This is a genomic window from Pontimicrobium aquaticum, from assembly GCF_005047595.1.
In the GTDB taxonomy this organism is placed as follows: Bacteria; Bacteroidota; Bacteroidia; order Flavobacteriales; family Flavobacteriaceae; genus Pontimicrobium; species Pontimicrobium aquaticum.
In genome coordinates this window covers 1-4,999 of record NZ_SUPL01000017.1, presented here as the reverse complement: position 1 = coordinate 4,999, position 4,999 = coordinate 1, and the positions used below count along the sequence as shown (strand labels likewise).

Below are 4,999 nucleotides of genomic sequence, written 5' to 3'. Positions count from 1 at the left end.
ATTTGTGGTAACATATACATTTACAGATAACTGTGGTCGTACCATCAACGAAAGTATGACAGTAACTATTTTTGATGATGAAAATCCAAAAATATTAACAGCAGCTAAATATAAAGAAGTAGAATGCGACGGTGAAGGAAACTTAGAAGATTACATGAACTGGTTAGCTAACAATGGTGGTGCAGATGCATCAGATAACTGTACAGCTACTGAAGATTTAGTGTGGACAAACGATGCAGAAAGTAAGCCAATGAGCGATGGTTGTGGTGAAACAGGAGAGAAGACTGTAGTATTTACAGTAACGGACGCTTGTGGAAATGCATCAAAAACATACGCTACATTTAGAATAGTAGATACTGTAGATCCAGAAACAACTCCAGCTTATAACAAGACTGTAGTATGTGATGGATCAGGAAACTTAGAGCAATTCCAAGATTGGTTAGCTGATAATGGAGGAGCAACTGCAAAGGACGAATGTTCAGGAGTAACTTGGAGCAATAGCTTCCCAGCAGATCCAAAAGCTAAAGATTTTGATATTTCACAATATTTAGAAGGTGGATGTAGTACTTATACAGGACATATCAATGTAGTATTCACAGTAACAGATGCTTGTGGAAACGATGTTGATTTACCAGCTACATTTACAATTGAAGATAGTATCGCACCAGAAATGACACCAGCATCAGATATGACTGTTGAGTGTGATAGTTCTATTCCAGATGTATGGAAATTAGGATATGAATATTCTCAAGACGAATTAGAAGCTTTAGGCGGTGGAGCATATGCAGGATCAAATGCTTATAAATTCTATATGTGGTTAATGAACGCAGGAGGTGCAACAGCTACTGATGGATGTTCTAACGTTAATTGGGCTGCTAAGATTATTGGAATCTATGGAGACTCATGTGATACAGAGTATAGAGTAACTTTCTATGCATATGATGATTGTAAAAATGTTTCAAGTTCAACAGCATCATTCCATGTACAGGATACGTTAAGCCCAATGATTGGTCAAGAAGCTCTAGATTTAGAAGTAGAGTGTGGTCAAGAATTTGCTTGCCCAACAGGTATTAACCCATGTCAATCACCATTCGATCACTGGTTACATACTAACGGTGGTGCAGAAGCTATGGACTTATGTGATAAGTCTTTAACTTGGACTAACGATTACGATGGAAAAGGATTAAGTGATGAGTGTGGAAACACTGGAAGAGTTACTGTAACATTTACAGTAACAGATAATTGTGGTTTAAGTTCTTCAACGTCTGCTGAGTTCAGAATCGTTGATACTACAGCACCAACTTTAGAAATCCCTTCAGATTACTACACAACTTACGATGCTAAGTGTGAGTACGATATTGCACCAGAAGGAGATGCAGGTATGGCAGAAGCTTGGGATGCATGTAGTGATGTAGATGTAACATATACAGATGTAACGGATAAAGGATCTTGTGTAACCATAGTAACAAGAACTTGGAAAGCTACAGATGACTGTGGAAACGTAACTACTGATGTACAAAAAATTACAATTGAAGACGTTACAGCTCCAATTTATACAGGAGATGTAGCACAGTTCAACATGAGTAATGTAGATGCATGTGGTCCTGGAGCTGCACCATCATTAGACGATATCGCAGCACAATTTAGTGATAACTGTGGATCGGCAATCGCTACATTAGTAGATACTATTACAATAAGTGATTCTACTTGTGACTGGGCAGTACAGTTTGTATATGAAATTAAAGATAAGTGTGATAACATTTATGACGGAACTGTTAAGGTAACGTATTGGGGATCTGATCAAACTATGCCAAACTTAGTTGCAGGAGAAGAATTACCAAAAGGTGATAGCGGCATCAACGCATGTGTTGAAGATGCCATTGCTGCTAATCCTCCAATGAGTGAAGAAAGTTTATTAAAGTTATTCGAAGATAACTGTTCAGATAAGTTAACAACTAAGTCTGAGTTAGTAAGAGTTGATGATAATTGTAAGTGGGAGTTCCGTTATGACTATACTATTACTGATGATTGTGGAAACGATTACGAGTTCAGTACAGTATTTACAGGTGAAGATAACACGGCACCAGTATTGGTTGGAACAATTCCAAGTGATATGAGTGATTTAGATGCATGTATCGATTCTTACGATGGACCATCTAAAGCTGAGATCGCAGCATTATTCCACGATTCATGTGGTGTGAATGTTGAGAAAACAACGCATAGAACAGGGTCTAACTGTGGAAACGGATGGATTAACTCATTCGAATACGTAGTAACTGATGACTGTGGTAATGCGTATCCAACATTCAAGATTGTTTACCAAGGTAGCGATCAGTCAGCACCAGAGTGGTTATTTGAAGGTAAAACTTGGACTGATAATTCTGCTACAGGAGTATGTCCTGATGATGCATATGTGTCATTACAAGCAGGTGATGTTATTAGCCAGTTTGACTCTTATATATTTAATGGATATAGTGTTGATTTTATAGCTGAACCAGCTGTAGTGGATAACTGTACTGCACAAGAAGATATTAAAATTAGAGTATTAAGTGTTAGCAAGAATAGCGATGGATGCTCTAGTACAATATCTGTAGAAGTAGTAGCTGAGGATAGCTGTGGTAATACTTCAGAAGTATATACTAAAAACCACGTTACCAATGATACGGTAGCACCAGTAGTTGATGCACCAAATACTTCTTGGTCTTCAAATGATGCTTATAATTTAGCTAATACAATTGATTTAGGACATAATCCAGCTGGTATTGGTAATGGTGGAGATCTAAACTGGTTGTTAGCAAATGAAGCTCTAGCTTATTTATTGCCAGCTACTGATAATTGTGATGCTAACCCTTCACAGAATTATCTTGGTGGAACTATTTGGGGCTTCCCTTATCAGCAAACTAATACTGGTTATATGCGTCAATTTGTATTCGAGAGAACTTTCAATGTACAAGATGCATGTGGAAATACATCAGATGCTGTGACTGTATATTGGTCTTATACTGCAGATGTGCCTGGTCCTAATGGTCAAGCTAGAACTAGTACTACTAATGTAGAGCAGAGAGAAATTGGTGGAGATGCTTCATCTATAAACGATTCAGGTGATGCTACAGTAGATTTCAGAGCATACCCAGTACCATTTAACGGAGAAGTAACAATCGCTTACAACTTCGATTTTGATACTGATGTTAAAGTAGAAGTGTATGATACAAAAGGTATGCTAGTATTAAGCAAAGATGCTTCTTATATGAGAGGTACTGATGCTACAATGCCATTAAGCATTAACGGTTCAGACCAGATGTATTATATTAAAGTAATTACAAGTCAAGGAACAATGACCAAAAAGGTTGTTGCGACATCAGGAAACTAATGTCTTGAATAGATAAGTAATTATCATATAAACCAAAAAGGAGTCATGAAAATGACTCCTTTTTTTTATGCGTCATTACGAAGGAGGAACAACTGAAGTAATCTGTTTAATAGAGGTTATTTTACTCCATTGGCAATAGTTAGGACATTATTTATTGTCATTCTGAACGAGCGTAGCGATGTGAAGAATCTATTCTCTTTATAATTTAAACTACTCGACTCTCTAAATAAAGTATTTAAAAGTCATTACGAGAAGTATAGCGACGAAGTAATCTGTTTGTTTTTAGTTCTGCATTATGAGATTGCTTCACTTTGTTCGCAATGCCGAAAAACCCAACGTCATTACGAAGGAGGAACAACTGAAGTAATCTGTTTAATAGAGGTTATTTTACTCCATTGGCAATAGTTAGGATATTATTTATTGCCATTCTGAACGAGTGTAGCACGTGAAGAATCTATTCTTAATTTGTTGTCATTCTGAATGAGTGAAACGACATGAAGAATTTATACTCTAAGTTATCTTGAGATTCTTCGGTTTCCTCAGAATGACAAATAAACCTCTTATCATTCTGAACAAACATAGAGATGTGAAGAATCTATATCACTTTAGTTTGCTACATTATTAAACTACTCTTTTTCCGCTTAAATGTCTATATAATAGTTAAGTAGCCTTTTTTTTATGTTAATAAAAGCTTAATTTTGGAGGTAATAGTTAAGTTGTAAGCCTATCTATTTAAATGCAAAGCTTTTTAGGTAACTTTTATAATTACAATGTATTGAGCTTTTCCAAAAAATAATTGTTTAATAGCACAACAAATTTTTTTGATTACTAGCCATTTACTCTGGGTTTATGTTTAAACCTTTTGTAAGTGTAGTTGTTAACTAATACTCAATGTTATGTTTATGAGCAATTTTACTTTAAGATTTCCTACTAATTATATTCAAAACAAAGGCAAGACAGCATTAATGCTGTTTATGTTTTTAGCATTGACGAGCTTATCTTACGGACAAGGCTGGGGAGTAGATCCTACAGGTGGAGGCGAAGAGATAGGAGACATCAATGGCTGTATGCATGAAGTACCAGCAATGAAGCCAGTGTCCGAGTTAATGGCACCAGGTTACTTCAACGGATTTTTTGATGCATGCCAAAATTCAGACGAAGAATTTGTAATTCATCCAGTAGCAGAGCAACAAGGCGTTGATGGTGAATGGGGAGTTGCCACAGGATTCGCAAAAGGAAGTACCCACTGTAACTGGACTTACTATTATGTATATTCAGTAAAATGTGCAGGAGAAGTAACACCATTTACTGTAAAGTACAGTGGAGGAGATGCTACAGCACCATGGGTACCAAAGCAAAACAAAGCAGCTTACAATGCACTTATTGCAGATAAGCTAGACCTAGATCTATGTTTTGACAACCGCCCAACAGCACCAACAGCACAAGAGATAGCTGCCTTATATACTGATAACTGTGAGCACGTAAAAGTGAGCGGAGAGTTAGTATCAAAAAGAACAAAGACAAAGAATGACGATTGCGGATGGATTGAAATCCACATATATACAGTAAAAGATTACTGCGAGTCCAATGCCTTTGAATTTTCAATTACGTATTCAGGAAGCGATAAAT

Annotated in this window: 2 protein-coding genes; both read left to right on the top strand. The window is 36.5% G+C overall.

The window, feature by feature from the left end; genetic code table 11:
- Window positions 1-3,370 (top strand): T9SS type A sorting domain-containing protein (locus E5167_RS15245; RefSeq protein ID WP_136845019.1); only part of this gene is annotated, 3,370 nt, incomplete at its 5' end.
- 902 nt (window positions 3,371-4,272) lie between these two features.
- Window positions 4,273-4,999 (top strand): hypothetical protein (locus E5167_RS15240; RefSeq protein ID WP_136845018.1); only part of this gene is annotated, 727 nt, incomplete at its 3' end.